At 72.3% G+C, this 16629-nt stretch carries 20 protein-coding genes; 5 read left to right on the forward strand and 15 right to left on the reverse strand.

Annotation, left to right across the window (positions count from 1 at the left end):
- From ASF38_RS05745 to ASF38_RS05755, 3 genes are all read right to left on the reverse strand, one after another.
- Positions 1 to 657: sigma-70 family RNA polymerase sigma factor (locus tag ASF38_RS05745; RefSeq protein WP_056574345.1), on the reverse strand; the 657-nt coding region annotated here is incomplete at its 3' end.
- 17 nt (positions 658 to 674) lie between these two features.
- Positions 675 to 1433, reverse strand: a complete 759-nt coding sequence (locus ASF38_RS05750; RefSeq protein ID WP_055968815.1) for an SDR family oxidoreductase — start codon at positions 1431 to 1433, stop codon at positions 675 to 677.
- Positions 1430 to 1834, reverse strand: coding sequence for a hypothetical protein (locus ASF38_RS05755; RefSeq protein WP_200914434.1), 405 nt, complete (start codon positions 1832 to 1834; stop codon positions 1430 to 1432). The genes ASF38_RS05750 and ASF38_RS05755 overlap by 4 nt, the downstream gene beginning before the upstream one ends.
- A 117-nt stretch (positions 1835 to 1951) precedes the next feature.
- Here ASF38_RS05755 and ASF38_RS05760 point away from each other — a divergent pair, with 117 nt between their 5' ends.
- From ASF38_RS05760 to ASF38_RS05770, 3 genes are read left to right on the forward strand one after another with little or no spacing between them, the layout of a single operon-like run.
- Entirely contained in the window at positions 1952 to 2785 is an 834-nt protein-coding gene (locus ASF38_RS05760; RefSeq protein WP_082480475.1) for an ABC transporter ATP-binding protein, read from the forward strand.
- The gene (locus ASF38_RS05765; RefSeq protein WP_235497449.1) at positions 2782 to 3771 is read left to right on the forward strand and encodes an iron-siderophore ABC transporter substrate-binding protein; all 990 of its coding nucleotides are present in this window, start codon (positions 2782 to 2784) and stop codon (positions 3769 to 3771) included. The genes ASF38_RS05760 and ASF38_RS05765 overlap by 4 nt, the downstream gene beginning before the upstream one ends.
- 52 nt (positions 3772 to 3823) lie before the next feature.
- Entirely contained in the window at positions 3824 to 5920 is a 2097-nt protein-coding gene (locus tag ASF38_RS05770; RefSeq protein ID WP_056574349.1) for an iron ABC transporter permease, read from the forward strand.
- A 4-nt stretch (positions 5921 to 5924) separates the two neighbouring features.
- Here ASF38_RS05770 and prfB read toward each other — a convergent pair whose 3' ends face one another.
- Together prfB and ASF38_RS05780 are read right to left on the reverse strand one after the other, a co-directional pair.
- Positions 5925 to 7037: a peptide chain release factor 2 gene (gene prfB, locus ASF38_RS05775; RefSeq protein WP_056574352.1), complete on the reverse strand. Its 1113-nt coding sequence runs from the start codon at positions 7035 to 7037 to the stop codon at positions 5925 to 5927.
- A 50-nt stretch (positions 7038 to 7087) separates the two neighbouring features.
- Positions 7088 to 9082: a cutinase family protein gene (locus ASF38_RS05780; RefSeq protein ID WP_056574358.1), complete on the reverse strand. Its 1995-nt coding sequence runs from the start codon at positions 9080 to 9082 to the stop codon at positions 7088 to 7090.
- Between ASF38_RS05780 and ASF38_RS05785 the strand changes: the two genes are divergently transcribed.
- Positions 9081 to 9491: an HIT family protein gene (locus ASF38_RS05785; protein ID WP_055968822.1), complete on the forward strand. Its 411-nt coding sequence runs from the start codon at positions 9081 to 9083 to the stop codon at positions 9489 to 9491. The genes ASF38_RS05780 and ASF38_RS05785 overlap by 2 nt on opposite strands.
- 54 nt (positions 9492 to 9545) lie before the next feature.
- On the forward strand, positions 9546 to 10064 hold the full coding sequence (locus ASF38_RS05790; RefSeq protein ID WP_055968824.1) for a hypothetical protein: 519 nt from the start codon (positions 9546 to 9548) through the stop codon (positions 10062 to 10064).
- 81 nt (positions 10065 to 10145) lie between these two features.
- Here ASF38_RS05790 and ASF38_RS05795 read toward each other — a convergent pair whose 3' ends face one another.
- From ASF38_RS05795 to ASF38_RS05835, 10 genes are all read right to left on the reverse strand, one after another.
- Positions 10146 to 10733, reverse strand: a complete 588-nt coding sequence (locus ASF38_RS05795; RefSeq protein ID WP_056574360.1) for a hypothetical protein — start codon at positions 10731 to 10733, stop codon at positions 10146 to 10148.
- A 106-nt stretch (positions 10734 to 10839) separates the two neighbouring features.
- Complete coding sequence (gene bla / locus ASF38_RS05800) at positions 10840 to 11766, reverse strand: class A beta-lactamase (protein WP_055968826.1); 927 nt, start codon at positions 11764 to 11766, stop codon at positions 10840 to 10842.
- Positions 11767 to 11900: 134 nt separating this feature from the next.
- A complete protein-coding gene (locus ASF38_RS05805) occupies positions 11901 to 12311 on the reverse strand; it encodes a pilus assembly protein TadG-related protein (protein WP_082480476.1) in 411 nt (136 codons plus the stop codon).
- Positions 12308 to 12730, reverse strand: a complete 423-nt coding sequence (locus ASF38_RS05810) for a hypothetical protein (protein ID WP_056552297.1) — start codon at positions 12728 to 12730, stop codon at positions 12308 to 12310. The genes ASF38_RS05805 and ASF38_RS05810 overlap by 4 nt, the downstream gene beginning before the upstream one ends.
- Positions 12727 to 13125 carry a TadE family protein gene (locus ASF38_RS05815; RefSeq protein ID WP_056574727.1) on the reverse strand — a complete coding sequence of 133 codons (399 nt, stop codon included), beginning with the start codon at positions 13123 to 13125 and terminating at the stop codon, positions 12727 to 12729. Before ASF38_RS05815 ends, ASF38_RS05810 begins: the two co-directional genes overlap by 4 nt.
- The gene (locus tag ASF38_RS17450) at positions 13122 to 13283 is read right to left on the reverse strand and encodes a DUF5302 domain-containing protein (protein ID WP_156364647.1); all 162 of its coding nucleotides are present in this window, start codon (positions 13281 to 13283) and stop codon (positions 13122 to 13124) included. Before ASF38_RS17450 ends, ASF38_RS05815 begins: the two co-directional genes overlap by 4 nt.
- A 100-nt stretch (positions 13284 to 13383) precedes the next feature.
- Complete coding sequence (locus tag ASF38_RS05820; RefSeq protein WP_055968831.1) at positions 13384 to 13566, reverse strand: hypothetical protein; 183 nt, start codon at positions 13564 to 13566, stop codon at positions 13384 to 13386.
- A 9-nt stretch (positions 13567 to 13575) separates the two neighbouring features.
- Positions 13576 to 14484 (reverse strand): type II secretion system F family protein, encoded by a 909-nt coding sequence (locus ASF38_RS05825; RefSeq protein WP_055968833.1) that lies wholly within the window; start codon positions 14482 to 14484, stop codon positions 13576 to 13578.
- On the reverse strand, positions 14481 to 15332 hold the full coding sequence (locus tag ASF38_RS05830) for a type II secretion system F family protein (protein ID WP_055968835.1): 852 nt from the start codon (positions 15330 to 15332) through the stop codon (positions 14481 to 14483). The genes ASF38_RS05825 and ASF38_RS05830 overlap by 4 nt, the downstream gene beginning before the upstream one ends.
- Positions 15320 to 16570 (reverse strand): CpaF family protein, encoded by a 1251-nt coding sequence (locus tag ASF38_RS05835; protein ID WP_055968837.1) that lies wholly within the window; start codon positions 16568 to 16570, stop codon positions 15320 to 15322. Before ASF38_RS05835 ends, ASF38_RS05830 begins: the two co-directional genes overlap by 13 nt.
- Positions 16571 to 16629: the final 59 nt, after the last annotated feature.

A 16629-nucleotide genomic window follows, 5' to 3' on the forward strand; every position in this document is an offset into this window, starting at 1 on the left:
CACGTTGCGGGCGGCCCGGACGATGCCGCCTCCGTCCGACGCGAGCGAGACGTCGGGGTCGAGCAACGGCAGCAGCTGGGCGATGTCACCGGTGGCGCAGGCCGCGAGAAAGGACCGCACCACCGCGTCGTGATCCCGCGCGGCGGCCTCACGCCGGCGCCGCTCGCGCAGGTCGGCACGAGCCGCCGAGGCGAGCTTGCGGCAGGCCTGCGGTGAGCGGCCCACCACCGCCGCGACCTCGTCGAACGGCAGACCGAAGACGTCGTGCAGCACGAACGAGACCCGCTCGGCCGGGGTCAACGACTCCAGCAGCACCATGACCGCCGACGTCACCTGGTCGTCCAGCGTCACCCGGTCGGCGGGGTCGCTCAGCGCATCGGGGTCGGGCAGCGGCTCGGGCAGCCACGGACCGACGTACCGCTCCCGACGAGCCCTCGCGGAGCCGAGCTGGTCCAGGCAGACACGGCTCACCACCGTGGTGAGCCACGCGCCCGGACGTCGGACGGCGGCGCGCTCGGCGTCGTCGAGCCGGTACCAGCGTGCATAGGCCTCCTGCACGGCGTCCTCGGCGTCCGCCCGCGTGCCCAGCAGTCGGAAGGCGGTGGCCAGGAGCCGCTCACGCTCCGCGAGCGCCGGACCCAGCGACGGTTCACTCATCGGGTCATCATCGCTGGTCATCGGACGGCGTCCGGAGTGACGCTCGACAGCCAGGTCTCGAAGCTGGTCGTGCCGTGGTCGGCTCCGTCGCGCGTGAGCAGCGCTCCGTTGCGCATGCCACGACCGAGCGGGCCGGGCAGCGGCAGGGCGAGGACGGGCCGTCGGTCACCAGCCCGTCGCGCGTACGCCCGCACCATGTCGACCATGCGGCGGACGTCGGGGCCGCCCAGGTCGGTGGCCCGTCCGACCGGCTCGCCGGCGGCGAGCGTGACGAGACGCTCGGCCACCTCGCGAGCCGCGACGGGCTCGCTGCGCATGACCGGGACGAGCACCAGGGGTCCGACGGTGACCTGCCCGTGCAGCTGCTGGGCGAACTCGTGGAACTGGGTCGCGCGCAGGATCGTCCAGGGCACGGCACCGGACTCGACGAGCTGCTCCTGGTGCACCTTGCCGGCGTAGTAGCCGCCGGTCGCGCGGTCGCTGCCGACGATGCCGAGCGCCACGTGGTGACCCACCCCGGCACGCTCCTCCGCCGCGAGCAGGTGGCGGGTCACCGCGTCGAAGAACCGTCGTGACTCCTGCGCGTCCTGTGTCGCGGTCGAGGTGACGTCGACGACGACGTCGACCCCGGCGAGGGCGACGTCGAGGCCCTCGCCTCCGGTGAGGTCCACCCCCGCCGCACGCGACAGCACGACGACCTCGTGGCCCTCGGCGCGGGCGACGTCGACGACGTGCCTCCCGACCATGCCGGTTCCTCCGGCGACGGCGATCTTCATGGCGTCTTCCTTCCTGTGGGACGTTCGGTGCTTCTCGCCCGGGCAGGGGCGACCAGCGGTACCGCGAGCACCACCGTGGCGCTCAGCGCGACGACCTGACCGATGACGTCCCGGACGGTGAAGCCCTCCAGGTGCGCCAGGTGGTAGGTCAGGTGGGGAACCGAGAACACCAGCCATGCCACGCCGACCGCACGACCGCCCTCGACGCGGTGGCTCGCTGCTGCGACCACGCTCGCAGCGGCGAGGCCGAGGTAGAGCGCCCCGACGTCGCGCACCAGGTGCTCGTTGTACGGGCCGTCCACCGCGACCCACACCGAGCCGAGGCCGGGGAACGAGTCGTAGAAGGAGCGCGGCGCAGCGGCCGCCCACAGCCCGACGTAGAGCCCGATGACCGCGGTCACCAGCAGGATCGATCGTCGTGTCGTCGTGTTCACACCCCTACGACGACGCAGCCCGTGCAGGTGTGAGGTGCGGGGCCGACGTCGACGCGTCACATAGGTGTGCCTTACCTTTGTCGCGTGCCCCGCACCTCGACCCTTCAGCTCCGCGGCACCGGCATCGTGGCCGGCTACCGACGCGCGACGGTCGTCCACGACGTCGACGTCGCACTGCACGCGGGCCGGGTCACGGCGCTGATCGGACCGAACGGCTCGGGCAAGTCGACCCTGCTGCGGTCGCTGGCCCACCTGCACGAGCCGGAGTCCGGCCGGGTGGAGCTGGGCGACGGCACCGCCGTCGGCGACCTGCCCGGCCGTGACCTGGCCACGCGGCTCACCCTGCTCTCGCAGTCGCGGAGCGTGCCCGGCGGCGTGTCGGTCCGGGAGGTCGTGGAGTACGGCCGCCACCCGCACCGCGGCCGCTGGGGCGGTGGCGACCCCGACGGCGCCGTCGTCGTCGACCGCGTGATGGGGATGTGCGGCGTCACCGAGCTCGCCGACCGTCCCGTCGACACCCTGTCGGGCGGGCAGCTGCAGCGCGTCTGGCTGGCCAGCTGCCTGGCGCAGGACACGGCCGTGCTGCTGCTCGACGAACCCACCACGTTCCTGGACCTGCGCTACCAGGTGGAGCTGCTCGACACGGTCCGCGACCTCGCCGACCACCACGACATCGCGATCGGCATCGTCCTGCACGACCTCGACCAGGCCGCCGCGATCGCCGACGACGTCGTGCTGCTCGTCGACGGCCGCGTCGACGCGGCCGGCCCTCCCGCCGACGTCCTCACCTCGGCGCGCTTGAGCGCCGCCTACGGCATCCAGGTCGACGTCCACGTCGACCCCTCCACCGGCCACGTCCGCACCCGCGCCGTGGCCCGTCACCACACCCGTCCGACCCCCCTTCAGGAGAACCCGTGACGTCCATCCGCCTGCCGCTCGTGGCAGCCACCGCCCTGCTCGCCACCGTGCTCGCCGCCTGCGGCACCACCGAGGACGCCTCCGACGGCTCCTCGGAGTCCAGCGGGGAGAAGATCACCCTCACCGACTCGCGCGGCAAGGAGATCACCCTCGACGGTCCCGCCACCCGCGTGGCCGCAACTGAGTGGAACGCGGCCGAGTACCTCGTGTCGCTCGGCGTCCAGCCGGTCGGCGTGTCCGACGTCAAGGGCTTCGCCACCTGGGACAGCGCGGTGGAGCTCGGCGACGACGTGACCGACCTCGGCACGCGTGGCGAGCCGAGCCTGGACACGCTGGCCTCGCTCGACCTCGACGCGCTCGTCGTCACCGACACCCTCGCCGGCGATGCCGTGGAGCAGATCGAGAAGACCATCCCGGTGATCGTGCTGCCCGGCGGCAAGGCCGGCGAGCAGATCGACCAGATGTTCGCCAACCTCGACCTGGTGGCCAAGGCCACCGGCACCGAGGACGAGGCGAAGGACCTGAAGGCCGAGTTCGACGAGAAGCTCGCCGACACCAAGAAGGCCGTCGCCGACTCCGACGCCGCCGGCGCCACCGTGGCGTTCAGCGACGCCTACGACACCGGCGACGCCGTCTCGGTCCGGCCCTACACGGCCACGTCGCAGCTCGGCACGATCCTGGGCGAGCTCGGCTTCGAGAACGCCTGGGACGCCATCGACGGCCTCGAGCCCGACCCGGCCTACGGCCTGGCCCAGACCGACGTGGAGGGCCTGACCAAGCTGCCCGACGACACGCAGTACTGGTACATCGCCAACGACGCCGAGACCGACCCGTACGCGGACACGCTGAAGGACAACACCGTCTGGACGTCGCTGCCGTTCGTGGAGAGCGGCGACGTGGTCCGCTTCCCCGACAAGATCTGGATGTTCGGTGGTCCGAAGTCGATGATCCAGTTCCTGGACGCCGTCGCGGACCAGGTCTCCTGAGCGACTGACGACCTGGACCCCGAGGCCACGACCGCATGACCCTCACGGCCCCATGACCCTGACGGCAGAGCGCCCCGGCGTCGAGGAGCACACCTCCCCGACGCCGGTCGGCGCGCCCACCTCCGTGTGGAGGGTCGCGGTCGTGGCCCTCGGGCTGTTGATCGCCATCCTCGTGGTGTCGGCCGTGCACGTGGTGCAGGGCACCGCCGACGTCGGCGTCCCGGAGCTGTGGGGCTGGCTCACCAGGACCGGGTCGGGGCAGGCGACCGCGGTCGTCGTCGAGTCACGTCTGCCGCGCCTGGCCGCGGGCGTGGTCGTGGGCCTGTCCCTCGGCGTCGCCGGCGCCGTGATGCAGTCGGTGGCGCGCAACATGCTGGCCTCCCCCGACACGCTCGCGGTGAACTCCGGAGCGTTCCTCGCCGTCACCGTCGGCGCGACGGTCGGCGTGCCGTCGGTGATCGCGGGCGACCTCGTGCTCGCCTTCGGTGGCGGCCTCCTCGCGGCTCTCGTCGTCTTCGCGCTGGCGGGCACCGAGTACGGCACCGTCCGGCTGGTGCTCGCGGGCACCGTGATCTCGCTGGGCTTCATGGCGATCTCGACGATGCTGATCATCCTCGACCCGCAGGGCGCCATCGGCCTGCAGGCGTGGCAGGCGGGGACGCTCAGCCAGAACGGCTTCGGCACGCTGCGCCTGATGGCCCCGCTCATGGTCGTGGTGGTGGCCGTGACGCTGCTGCACGCGCGACGCCTCGACCTGCTCACCCTCGGCGACGACGAGGCCCGGTCGCTGGGCGTGCCGGTGCGCAGGACCCAGCTGACGGTGATCGTCCTGGCCGTCCTGCTCTCGGCGGTCTCCGTGACCGTGGCCGGGCCCATCGGCTTCATCGGTCTCGTCGCCCCCGCCCTCGTGCGGCTGGGCACGTCGCGGGTCAAGGGCCTGCACCGTCACCGTGCGCTCGTGCCGCTGTCGGGCCTGGCCGGCGTGGCGGTGGTGCTGCTCGCCGACGTGACGGTGCGGGCGGTCATGGGCTCCCAACGGGCGGTGCAGGTGCCCACCGGGGTGGCCACCACGATCCTCGGCGCGGTGGTGCTGGTCGGCTTCGCGATGCGGCTGCGCGCATCACGGCTGGACGAGGCGGGCAACGCGCTCGACGTGCGCGGACTGGGGGTGCGTCGCCCCGGTCTGCTGATCGGCGTGCTGGTGGTCCTGCTGGTGGTGGTCGCGGGCGCGTCGATGCTGGTGGGCGACCGGATGTTCCTGGTCGGCGACCTGCTCAACTGGCTCGCCGGCCGCGGTGGCCCGATCACGTCGAGCGTCATGGACGCCCGGGCGCCGCGGATCGTCGCGGCCGTGCTCGCCGGGGTCGCGCTGGCCGTGTCGGGTGCACTCATCCAGGGCGTGACCCGCAACCCCCTCGCGGACCCGACCCTGCTCGGCGTGTCCGGAGGCGCCTCGGTCGGGGCCGTCGTCGTGGTCACTGCGGTGCCGGCCGCGAGCTTCTGGGCGATCTCGGGGGCGAGCGTGACCGGGGCGCTGCTGGCCGCGACGCTCGTGTTCGGCCTCGCCGCACGCAGCGGCTTCGCCACCGACCGGCTCGTGCTGCTGGGCGTGGGCGTGGCCTACGGCGCCACGGCCACCGTGACCGTGCTGATCGTGGCCACCGACCCGTTCAACGCGGCCAAGGCACTCACCTGGCTGTCGGGGTCGACCTACGGTCGCGCCTACGAGCACCTGACGCCGCTCGTGGTCGCGTGCGTCGTCCTCCTGCCGATCGCCTTCGCGGCGTCACGTCGTCTCGACCTGCTGTCGGTCGACGAGGACACGCCGCGCGTGGTCGGGGTGGACCCCGCCCGTTCGCGTCTGCTGCTGCTCGGCAGCGGCACGCTGCTCACGGCGGCGGCGGTCTCGGTCATCGGCGTCGTCGGCTTCGTGGGGCTCGTGGCGCCCCACGCCGCACGTGCTCTGGTGGGGCGGCGTCACCGTCTCGTGATCCCGGTGGCGGCACTGCTGGGCGCGATCGTGCTGAGCCTGTCGGACCTGCTCGGCCGCACGGTCGTGGCGCCGACGCAGCTGTCGGCCAGCCTGCTGACCGCGGCCATCGGCACGCCGTACTTCCTGTACCTGCTGCACCGGTCGCGGCGCACCTAGGGCGTCAGGCGTTCGCCGTCTCCTGGTTCTTGCGCCAGCGGATGCCGGCCTCGATGAAGTCGTCGATCTCGCCGTCGAGGACGGCTTGGGTCTGGCCGGTCTCGTGATCGGTGCGCAGGTCCTTGACCATCTGGTACGGGTTGAGCACGTAGTTGCGCATCTGGTCGCCCCACGACGCCTGCACGTCACCGCGCAGCTCATCGAGGTGGGCACGCTCCTCGGCCTTCTTGAGCGCGAGCAGCTTGGCCTTGAGGATCACCATGGCGCTGGCCTTGTTCTGCAGCTGGCTCTTCTCGTTCTGGCAGCTGACGACCACGCCGGTGGGGATGTGGGTGAGCCGCACCGCGGAGTCGGTGGTGTTGACGGACTGACCGCCCGGACCGGACGAGCGGTACACGTCGACGCGGATCTCCTCCTCCGGGACGTCGATCTCGTCGGTCTGCTCGAGCACGGGCACGACCTCGATGGCCGCGAACGAGGTCTGGCGTCGGCCCTGGTTGTCGAAGGGCGAGATGCGCACGAGCCGGTGCGTGCCGGACTCCACGGACAGGGTGCCGTAGGCGTACGGGGCCTTGACCGCGAAGGTGGTCGACTTGATGCCGGCCTCCTCGGCGTAGGAGGTGTCGTAGATCTGGACGGGGTATCCGTGCCGCTCGGCCCAGCGGATGTACATGCGCTGCAGCATCAGCGCGAAGTCGGCCGCGTCCACACCGCCGGCGCCGGAGCGGATCGAGACGAGGGCCTCGCGCTCGTCGTACTCACCCGAGAGCAGCGTGCGGACCTCCAGCGACTCGACGAGGGCTTTCAGGCGGGTCAGCTCGGTCTCGGCCTCGGCGAGGGAGTCGGCGTCGCCCTCCTCCTGGGAGAGCTCGACCAGCACCTCGAGGTCCTCGAGGCGGCTGCGCAGCTCGACGATGCGCTCCATCTGCGACTGCAGCACGGAGAGTCGACCGGTGACGCGCTGGGCGTTCGCCTGGTCGTCCCAGAGGTCGGGTGCGCCGACCTCCTCCTGCAGCTCGTCGATCTCGGTCTGCATCGCGTCGAGGTCGAGGACCTTCTCGATGGAGGTCAGGGTCGCGCTGAGCTCCTTGATCTGCTCTGCGAAGTCGGTGGCCACCTGTCGAGGCTACCGCCAGGGCCCCGGGTGCGGCCGCTCGGCCGGGCGGTTCAGCGGTCGCCGAGACGGTCGAGCACCAGACGGCCCAGGGCCGCGCCCAGGTCGAGGGTCTCCTGCGCGGAGTAGTCCGCGTGCCGCTCGATCGAGGCGTCGGGACCGGCGTCACAGACCGCGTCACCCTCGTGGCACAGCGCGAGGGTGCGTGCGGCGACGTCGTCGGGCAGGTCGGTCGTCGCGGCCTGCGCGAACGAGGACATCGGGACGACGCCACCGACCTTCGGGACGGACCGGGTGGTCCACGAGGTCGACCAGATCGTCTCCCTCGCGTCCGGGACGGTGCTGGGGTCGGCGAGGAGGCCGACGGCGGCGACGGCGTCCCGACCCGCCCCGTCGGCCTGGACCAGTCCGGCTCGCACGGCGGCAGCACCCTGGGAGGCACCCACGAGGACCACCAGGCTGTCGGGGCAGCGACGCGCGACGTCGGCGGTGAGCGCCGCGACGGCGTCGGCACCGCCCCGCAGGCTCGCCGAGAACGTGGGCCAGTCGACCGAGTCGTCGGCCGGCGGGTACCCGGCCGCCGCGTACCGGACGGGCACCACCGTGAACGAGGTGGCCGGACGGGCCTCCTGCACCGTCGAGTAGGCACCGTGCAGCACGCCGAACGTCGGGACTCCCGTCCCGCCGAAGGCCGCGTCCTCGTAGGCGTCCGAGCCCTGCGGCGCCTCGCCCGAGCCACGTGCCCCGACCAGGACCACGTCGACGCAGGGCACCTGCGGTGCGTCCTCGGCGAGCCACGTGCTGCCCGTGCCCGGCGTGAAGCCCTGCCACGGAACCACCAGCGCGCCGTACCCCCGCACGGCGGCGCCGGTGCCGAAGGCCGCGGGCCCCGTCGGGCTCCCCCAGTCGACGTGGCGGGCGTCGGCGAACCCGTCGGAGTCGAGGCCGGCGGCGGAGGCCGCGACCGATCCACGCCACTGGGCGGACCCGCCCCGGACGACTCGCAGTGCGGTGTCGGCACCGGACACGTGCGACCGCCCGAGGTCGGCGTGCCCGCGCCGAGCGACCCGGATGCCCGGCCAGTCGCCCGCTCGGGGGGCCGTCGACGTGGACGTGAAGGTGGTGGTGCCCGAGCGACCGGCCCGCAGGGTCCCGTGGACGGTGAGGGCGTGGCCGGCGGAGCGCACCACCACGCCGTCCTCCACCGTGAGGGTGGCGCCCGCCGCGACGTCGACCGGACCGGTGAGCACGACGGTGCTTCCCGCCGCCCAGGTGACCTGGCCCGTGATCGTGCCGGAGACCGTGCGCGACGGCTCGGCCGCAGGCTGCGCCGGCGGAGTGGGAGTCGCGCTCGAGCCGGTCGCCGGAGGCGGCGCCACCGTGACGGTGACAGTGGGACTGACGGCCGCGGCACGGTATGCGTCGCGCGGCGCGACGACGCGCACGGAGGAGGTGCCGACCGGCAGCTCGAGACCGACGTCGTAGCGGCTGCCGGCGCCCACCCTGCCGTCGGCGGCCCGCCGCCAGGCGCCCGCGACCCGGCGCTCGAGACGGACCGGCGCGCCCGTCCGCGCGTTCCTCACGAGACCCCTCACCTGCACGAACGTCCACGCCGCGGACCGGCGCTCGACGGACAGGCTCACGCTGCTGCCCCGGAGCACGTCCACGCGCCGGACACCACTGGTCACCGCCTTCCGCTTGCCTGCGGCCGGCACCCGGACGCGATAGGACCAGCGACCGGGTGACGCCGCGGCGGTGCGTGCCGTGAATCGCCCGCGCGTCCCCGTGCGCACGGTGGAGAGGCTCAGCCAGCGACGGCCGCTCCAACGCTGCAGCACGACCTTGGTGCGACGAGGCGTGGACGTCACGGTCCCCGAGACGCTCACGCTCGCCCCGACCAGAGGAGTCGTGGGGGCGACCGTCAGCGACACGCGACGCGACGCCGCGTCGGCGGGCCCCAGCCCCGCGAGGACGAGTGCCACCACCAGGCCCGCCAGCAGCGCCGGCCGGCGCGCGGCGCGTGCGGTCGTGTGCTGGGATCGAGCCATGGCGTGCCTGTTCTGCGACGTGGTCAGTAGGAGCGAACCTGCCGAGGTGGTGCTCGACGAGCCGGCGGTCGTGGGGTTCTTGGACAATCGTCCCGTCTTCAGGGGTCACACGCTACTCGTCCCCCGCGTCCACGTGGACACGTTGCTCGAGCTCCCGGACGAGCTGACGGTCCCGCTGTTCTCCGCGGCCCGTCGCACTGCTGCGGCGATGACGTCGGCCCTGGGCGCCCAGGGCACGTTCGTGGCGATGAACAACGTGGTGTCGCAGAGCGTCCCCCACCTGCACGTGCACGTGGTCCCCCGCACCAAGGGCGACGGTCTGCGCGGCTTCTTCTGGCCCCGCACGACGTACGAGGAAGGCGAGGCTGCGGCCTACGCCGAGCGGCTGCGTCAGGTTCTGGTCGCCTGAGCGTCACCCGGAGGGGGTTGCGCCATGCCGGTTCCTCGGGTTGGCATGGAGGGCATGAACACATCGGGGAACAGCACCAGACCGTCCGTCCTCCGCCGCCTCGCGGTGCTCCTGACCGGCACGATGCTCGGTCTCGGCGCCGTGGTCGGCCTCTCCACGTCGGCCTCGGCGGTGACGCAGGCCCAGGCCGAGTCGGCGTTCAGAGCGGCCGGCATCACGTGGTCGTCGTCGGGCGGATGCACCGACCGGACCAACCCCACGTGCACGTCGTTCGACGGGCTGCGCCAGACCAGCGTGGACGGCGCCCGCACGTTGAGGTCCGCCAGCGGCTGCGCACTCAACATCACGGGCGGAACCGAGACCGGTCACGCGGGTGGCACCTACAGCCACGCGAACGGCTACAAGCTGGACTTCAGCCTCTCCAGCTGCCTGACGTCGTACGTGACGAACACGTTCACGTACGTCGGCACCCGCAGCGACGGAGCGCGGCTCTACCGGTCGGGAGCCGGCAACGAGTACGCCCAGGAGGGCAGCCACTGGGACGTCACCTTCCACACCTGCGGCGGCTGCTGACCCGGAGCCGCCCACGACCTGCTCGAACGGAGACGGCGCCCCACCCGGTGAGGGTGGGGCGCCGTCGTGCTGCGGAGGGAGTCAGGACAGCTTCTTCTGGCGGTAGAAGTCGTACTGGTCCGAGCCGATGCCGTACGACAGCTTGCGGTAGGTGGTGCCGTAGGTGCCGCGCTGCTCGACGGCCCAGTACTGGGTCTTGGCCGAGTTGGCCCACTTCTCGAACAGGACCACGTGGCGCGAGGTGCTCGTGCCGTTGGGGTCGATGATCGTGTCGCCCTTCCTGAGGTTGTTCTTGCTGGTGAACCTCGTGCTGACGCTGGAGTCGGCCAGACCGACCGTGTTGAGGCCGGGCTTGCCGTACGCGTAGGCCATGCTCACGAAGCCGGAGCAGTCCTGGCGGTAGCCGTCCTTCCAGTTCGAGACCTGGCTGTACGGGACGGGCTTGCCGTTGTTGGCCGTCAGCCACTTCTTGGCGCGCGTGATGACCGTGGCGCCGCTGATCGTCGCCTTGGTCTGGACGGTGTCGTCGCTGACAGCGGTGACGTTGCTGCCGCTCGTCTCGCCCTGGGTCGGCGCGAGCGAGGCGCCGGCAACCGACGTCCCGGCGAGCGGGGCGACGAGTGCGGCTCCGGCGACGCTGAGGGCGAGCTTCCTGCTGATGCGGTTCATGAATCCCCCCGAGGGATCTCGCCGGGCCTGTCCCGGCTCTCGTCGACGACGCTACGAGCGGGTGCTGCGAATTCGCTGCGAAGCCCCCGGGGGTCTCCGGGGTCGCTCAGTCGGCCTCGGGGTCGAACCCGGCGACGGCCACGCGGGTGGCGTCGGCGATGAGGTCGTTGTCGTACTCGGCGTCCTGCTCGGTCTTCGACGACATGATGACGAGCACGATCGGGTCGCCGTCGGCGCGGCGCAGCACGGCGATGTCGTTGCGGGTGCCGTAGGCGGCGGCGCCGGTCTTGTCCGCGACCTCCCAGTTGTCGGGGACGCCCGAGCGGATGAGGTCGTCACCGGTGGTGTTGCGGACCATCAGGTCGGTGAGCATGGCGCGCGCGTAGCCGTTGTTCACCGCGTCACCGTCGGCCGGGAGCAGCGTGAACGCGCGGAGGGTGGTGGCGAGCGCCTCGGGCGTGGTGGTGTCGCGGTCGTCGCCGGGGACGGCCTCGTTCAGCTCGGGCTCGATGCGCGACACGATCGTCGTCTCGTCGCCGATCTCGCGCAGCACGCCCTGCAGCTCCTCGGGCCCACCCAGCAGGTCGAACAGCAGGTTGCCGGCGGTGTTGTCGCTGTACCGCACGGCGGCGTCGGCGAGCTCACGGACCGTCAGGTCGGTCTCGCCCTCCTCGACGGCCTTCTCGAGCTCGGGCGAGTTCTCGACGAGGTCCTCCTCGCCCAGCTCGACCGTCTGGTCCAGCACGGAGCGCGGCTTCTCGTGCAGCAGCGCCCCCACGGCGAGCGCCTTGATGGTCGACGCGTACGCGAACCGCTCGTCGGCCCGGTGCTCGACGACCTGTCCGGTGCCGGTGTCGATGGCGTAGACGCCGAGGCGCGCGTCGTACTCCTCCTCCAGGTCGGCGAAGTCGGCCGAGAAGGTGGGCGACGCGGTGGCCGTCGGCTCCTCGCCGCCGTCCGGGGTGTCGTCCCCGCCGGTGCACCCGGCGAGCACGAGGGCGGCGGCGATCACGGGCAGCAGCAGACGACGCATGCCCCTATTCGACCAGATCGCCTCGAACGCCCCTCCCTGACCCACATCCGTTTCGGACAGTTGAGGGGCGGTCAGGTCGGCCGGCACGACCCGGAAGTGTCCGAGACGGGCGCGCCCCGGCGAGTGGTACCGGGTCACGGGCGTCGAAGCTGCGACGACGCCTCCGCCGAGACGCGGGCCTGGTCGGGCCAGCCGGGCGGTGTGAACGGCAACTCGACGTCACGCTCGAGCCGGACGCTCACCGTGTCACCCCGGACTGCGACGTCGACTCCGGCGACGTCCTCGCCCGCGAGGTAGCCGGCCACCAGCTGTCGCGACGCGATGGGATCGAGCTCGATCGTCCGGTCGGCGTAGAAGGCGCCCTCGTCGAGGCCGTCGGCCGCGGCCAGCGCAGCACCGTCGGTCAGGTGGGCGAGCTCCTGACGCTGCAGGTACGCCGACGACGCGTTCACCACGACCGCGAGGAGCAGGCCGATCACCACGAGGAAGCCGATCGTCATGACCGTCACGCTGCCCCGCTCGTCGCGCTCCACCCGGCGCGTCATCGGCCCTCCCGGAACGAGCCGAACGGCTCGGTGTGGTCGGAGTCGACGGCGATGCCACCGATCCGCTCCCCCAGCGCCGACGGGGTGAGCGGCAGCGGCTGGACGGTGCGCACCGACACCCGGACCGAGGACCCGGGCTGCAGGCACGCGTCCGGCGTCGGGAGGCAGGTGACCACCACGTCGGCGTCGACCCGTTGGTCGGCGAGCGCCACCGCTGCGGCCCTGCGCGCCCGGTCGGCGGCCGTGGCGGTGTCGGGCGCCTGCACATAGGCGCGGGCCGCGGCCTTGCTGGCCGAGGAGACCCCGTAGGCGGCCCGCTGGGCGTCGAAGACCGCGATCATCACGTAGACGAACGGCACGAGCAGGAGCACCGTCAGCCAGACAAACTCCACCGGGGCCGAGCCGCGCTCGCACCTCACGGCTCCTCCTGCAGGAGTGCGCGACCGCGGACGTCGAGGGAGACGCTCGGCCCGAGGACCCCCAGCGCCGGCACCTCGGCACGCACCCGCACGACGAGCGCCGGGGCGCCGTCGACCGACGTCTGCGATGCCGTCACCGACCTCGCGAACCGCTCGGACAGGCTGCCCGAGATTATCCGACGCGTCCGCGCCACCGCCTCAGCGCTCGAGGCGCCGAGCGGGGCACCTGCTCGCGCGCCGTCGGACGCGGCGGCGGTGAGGGTGTTGCGGACGTGCAGCACGAGGCCCAGCTGCATGATGCCGAGCACGAGCGGGACGAGCACCACCACGACGAGCACGTAGTCGACGACGGCCGACCCGCGCTCCTGGTGTGCTCGACGCTCGCGGCGGGTCAGACGCTCTTGCGGCGGAACTCCGGCTGGGCGATCGGCTTGTCGGCACCGTGCGACTTCTCGCTGCCGTCGTGCTCGGCGGTCTGGGCCGACGCGTGGTGCTTGCCGGCCTTCTTCTCGAGGGCCTCGCGCATCTTGGCCTTCAGGTCGTCGTTCGCCACGGTGCCTCCTAGGGTTCCGGCCACCGTACCCCCAGGGCACCCCGAACGGTGGCAGCATGCGAGCGCTCGCACTCGCGAGAGGTCGGCTCCGCACCGGACCTCAACGCACCGAGTCGAGCGCGTCCCTGAGCATCGAGCTCAGCTCCGGGCCGGCGATCGCCGCCAGCAGCGCGACGAGGCCGGCGGACATGACCGTGATCATGACCCACCCGGGCACGTCACCCCGTTCGTCGTGCGGGGGATGCTGCAGTCGTTCGAGGACTCTTCTGTTCAGTCGTGACATGACGCTCCTTCAGCTGGAGAGGCGGAGGCCGACGAGGCCCGGGTAGAAGGCGAAGACGACGGTGACCGGCAGCACGAGGAAGACGACGGGGACCATCATCAGGATCTCCTTGCGGCCGCCGGCCTCCATCAGGTCGCGACGGGCGGTCTCGCGCACGTCGGCAGCCTGGGCGTGCAGCACGTCGACGAGCGGGGTGCCGCGGTCGACCGCGACGGCGAGCCCCTCGGCGAACCGGGCGATGCTCGCGACGCCCGTCCGGGCCGCGAGGGCGTCGAACGCCGCGGGCACGGTCCGCCCGGTCCGTACGTCGGCCAGGACGGTGCCGAGCTCGTCGGCCAGACCACCCCGCAGGACCTGGAGCACCCGCTCCAGCCCTGCCACCGGACTCTCCCCCGCAGCGACCGCCAGGGCGAGGAGGTCGGCCACGACGGGGAACTCCTCGGCCAGCCGGACCTCATGACGCTTGACCTGCGACGAGAGACAGGTGTCCCGCCCGAGGACGCCTGCGACGAAGCCGGTGACGCACACGACCATCAGGACCAGGGGCGACCCGCCGTACGTGGTCCACACGACGGTGCAGATCACCGAAGCCACGCCGAACCCGAGAGCACCCCAGACGAGCTGCTGGATGCGGAGCTCCTCGACGCCGTAGGGCGACCCGAGACGGGTCAGTCGTCGTTCGACGCTCGAGGCGCCACCGGTGACCCGCCCGACCATGTCACCGACCGAGCGCAGGAGCGGCCCGTAGACGGCACCTACGGTGCTGGTCGAGCGCGCCGACGTCGGCAGCACGTCGCCGAGGTAGGGATCGATCCGCATCATCGGGGTGGGGTGCCGAACGCGCCGCCAGGACGTGAGCACCAGGAGCAGACCGCTCGCGAGGACGGCACCGAGGACCGCTCCGACGACGGGGCTCATGCGAGGACCCGCCGCTCCTGCGGAAGCCGACCGATCCACAGCATCAGCCGGAAGGCGACCACGCACACGACCGCGCCCACGGTCAGGACCACGGCCCCGGTGGTGGTGGCGTACCTGGCGACTACGTCCGGCTGCAGGCTGAGTGCGGCGAGGACCACCCACGGAGCACCGACGGCTAGCCGTGCGGCGTTCACGGTCCAGGACTGGCGCGCCTCGAGCTCACCGCGGGTCCGGGCCTCCTCGCGCAGGAAACCGGAGAGTGCGCGAAGCATGCGCCCCAGGTCCCCTCCGCCGACGTCGCGCGCAAGTCGCAGCGCCTCGACCACGCGATCGCCGGTCGGGTCGGCGAGGCGCACCTTCAGGCGGTCGAGGGCCGCGTCGAACCGTCCGGTGGACTGGTAGTCGCGCCCGAACCGCACGAACGGCTCCCGCAGTCCCTCCGGACCCCGCTCCCCCAGCTGCACCACGGCCTCGGGGAGCGAGAGTCCGGCGCGCACCGCGGAGGCGAGGTTGTCGACGGCGTCGGGCCACAGGTCGGCGTGCTCCCGTGCACGCCGACGTGCGCGACCCCGCAACGTCGCCACGGGGAGCAGCGCCGCCAGCGCGCCGAAGACGAGACCGACGACCAGGACCCGCGACACGATCGTCATCACGAGACCGGCCACGAGGAACGACCCGCCGCACAGCCCGAACAGACCGGCCGGCGTCACCTCGGAGAGCCCGGCGGCGTCGAGCAGCTCGCGCAGCGAGCGGGTCGACCGACCCCGAGGTCGCGGGTGCGGGTCGGCCAGCGCCCACAGCACGAGCACGAGGCCCAGCCCCAGGACCAGTCCGATCAGGGCGCCCATCCGGGGTCCTCCTCGGGCACCAGGACGTCGTCGAGATCGATGCCGACGCGCTCGAACGCGTCGCGCCGAGCCGGTCGACCGTGGCCGCGCCTCAGCGTGCCTCCTTCGCGCTTGAAGACCGTCTCGGTCTCGATGAGACCGTTCTCGACCCTCCCGGTGACCGCCGCGACCTCTTGCACGGCTCGCCTGCCCGCGTGGTCGATGGAGGTGTGGACGACGAGGTCGACGGAGGTCGCGACGGTCGGCACCACGAAGTCGCTCGTGATGTTCGCCCCGGCGAGCAGCGGGAGCGTGCAGAGCTTGGTGAGCGCCTGACGGGCCGAGCTCGCGTGCACGCTGGCCATCCCGGGGAGACCGGCGTTGAGGGCGAGCAGCATGTCGAGACACTCGGCGGAGCGGACCTCGCCCACCACGATGCGACTCGGGCGCATGCGAAGCGCCTCCTTGACCAGCATCCGCAGATCCACCTCGCCGGTCCCCTCGAGGCCGGCCTGACGGGACTGGAGCGCGACCCAGTCGGGGTGGCGGCCGCACTGCAGCTCGAAGACCTCCTCGACCGTCAGCAGACGTTGCGACCCAGGGATCGCGGCGGCCAGGCAGTTCAACAGGGTCGTCTTCCCTGCCTGCGTCCCCCCGGACACGACGACGTTCAACCCCGCCACGACGCTTGCTCGCAGGAACCGTGCGGCCGTGGCGTCGATGGTCCCGAGGGTCACGAGGTCGTCCAGCGAGTGGGCCCGCGCGACGAACTTGCGGATGTTGACCGCACTGAACCCGCGCGAGATGCCCTCCAGGACCACGTGCAGGCGGTGACCTCCGGGCAGCATCGCGTCCACGAACGGCTGCGACACGTCGAGCCTGCGGCCGGACGACGACAGCATCCGCTCGACCAGCTCGCGCACCTGCGCAGCCGTGAGGATCACCGACGTCAGCTCGTGCTTGCCGTCGCGCGCGACGAACACCCGGTCCGGCTCGTTGATCCACACCTCCTCGACCGTCGGGTCGTCGAGGAACGCCTGCAACGGCCCGAACCCGGCCACGTCGGCGACGATGCCGCCCACGATCCGGTCCGGTTCGTCGAGGGAGCGCACCGCACCCGTCAGCGACCGCTTCTCGTGCTCGGCCACCACGTCGATCGCGAGCTGGCGCACCGCGTCGGCCTCGACCTGGGGATCGATGCGACGGCGGCGCACCTGCTCGCGGACCTCGTCCGCGAGCGTCGCCTGAACTGGATCCACCTCGACCCTTCCCCCGAAAAGTCCTGCAGTGCCGGAGAGTCTCCCAAAGAAGACCCCAT

Origin of the sequence: Aeromicrobium sp. Leaf272 (assembly GCF_001422865.1) — a bacterium.
In the GTDB taxonomy this organism is placed as follows: Bacteria; Actinomycetota; Actinomycetes; order Propionibacteriales; family Nocardioidaceae; genus Aeromicrobium.